At 61.4% G+C, this 1,612-nt stretch carries 1 protein-coding gene; it reads left to right on the plus strand.

All coding sequences use genetic code 11. The features are described 5' to 3' along the window. Window positions 1-1,604, plus strand: a 1,604-nt coding sequence (gene qcrB, locus ELR45_RS27540) for a cytochrome bc1 complex cytochrome b subunit (protein ID WP_165368145.1), incomplete at its 5' end; no start/stop codon positions are given. Window positions 1,605-1,612 lie beyond the last annotated feature (8 nt).

Below are 1,612 nucleotides of genomic sequence, written 5' to 3' on the forward strand. Positions count from 1 at the left end.
TCACCGCGAGCAACTGGCTGAAGAAGAACATTCGCAAGGTCTTCCCGGACCACTGGTCTTTCCTCCTCGGGGAGATCGCGCTGTTCAGCTTCATCCTGATCATCTTGTCCGGGATCTTCCTGACGCTGTGGTTCAAGCCTTCGATGGCACACATCACGTATGAGGGTGCCTACGTACCGCTGCGTGGGATCGGCCTGTCCGAGGCCTATGCCTCGACGCTCGAGCTCTCGTTCGAGGTCCGTGGCGGGCTGCTGATGCGACAGGTCCACCACTGGTCCACACTCATCTTCATCGCGGCGATGTCCGTGCACATGCTGCGCATCTTCTTCACGGGCGCGTTCCGCAAGCCTCGCGAGATCAACTGGCTGGTCGGCATCACGATGCTGTTTCTCGGCATCGCCAACGGTTTCACCGGCTACTCACTCCCTGACGATCTTCTCTCCGGTACGGGTCTGCGGATCATCGAGGGCGGCATGCTGGCGATCCCGATCGTCGGGACGTACCTGTCGTACTTCGTCTTCGGTGGTGAGTATCCCGGCGATGACATCGTCGCCCGGCTCTACCCCATCCATATCTTCCTGGTCCCCGGACTCATCCTGGCGCTGGTCGCGCTCCATCTGATGCTGCTCTGGTACCAGAAGCACACCCAGTACCCGGGCGCGGGCAAGAATGACAAGAACGTTGTCGGCTACCCGTTCTTCCCCGTCTACGTGGCCAAGGCCGGTGGCTTCCAGTTCATCGTGTGGGGCTTCATCTTCCTGATGGCGGCCACCATCCAGATCAACCCGCTCTGGTTCTGGGGACCCTACGATCCGTCACAAGTCACGGCCGGCACACAGCCGGACTGGTATGTCGGCTTCCTGGACGGCGCATTGCGGCTGATGCCTCCATGGGAGATCGACATATTCGGGCATGCGCTCACCCTGAGTGTCTTGATACCGGCCGTCATCTTGCCTGGATTGATTCTGACGCCACTCGCTCTGTATCCATGGATCGAACAGAAGATCACAGGCGACAAGCGTGAGCACCACGTGCTGGACCGGCCGCGCAACGTTCCCGTGCGTACCGGGCTGGGCGTCGGTTTCATCGTGTTCTACATCGTGATGTGGATCGCCGGTGGTAACGACTTCTTCGCCACCGTGCTGCACATCCCTGTGAACTGGGTCTCTCGGTTCTTGCAGGTCAGCGTCATCGTGTTGCCCGTGGTGGCGTTCTGGGTCACCAAACGCATCTGCCTGGGGCTCCAGCGGCGCGACCGGGAGAAGGTGCTGCACGGCCGGGAGAGCGGCACCATCGTGGTCAGCCCGGAGGGCGAGTTCACCGAGCGCCATGTGCCTCTCGAACAAGGCGACGCGTACGCGCTCACGTCGCACGAGCGAGTCGAGCCTGTCGATCCCGGACCGGCCACCGATGCCAACGGCGTTCCCAACCCGAACTACAAGAGGGATCGTCGGCGAGCACGGATCTCCCAGTTCTACTTCGGCGATGTCATCCAGAAACCGACCGCTGAGGAACTCGAGGCGGCACATCATGAGCCGCATGGAGCGATCGAGGAGTCGGCCACTGAGAAACATGGCGGCGAGGTCACCAGTGGTCAGCAGTAAGGCCTGAG

Source organism: Phytoactinopolyspora endophytica (genome assembly GCF_004138495.1).
Lineage (GTDB): Bacteria > Actinomycetota > Actinomycetes > Jiangellales > Jiangellaceae > Phytoactinopolyspora > Phytoactinopolyspora endophytica.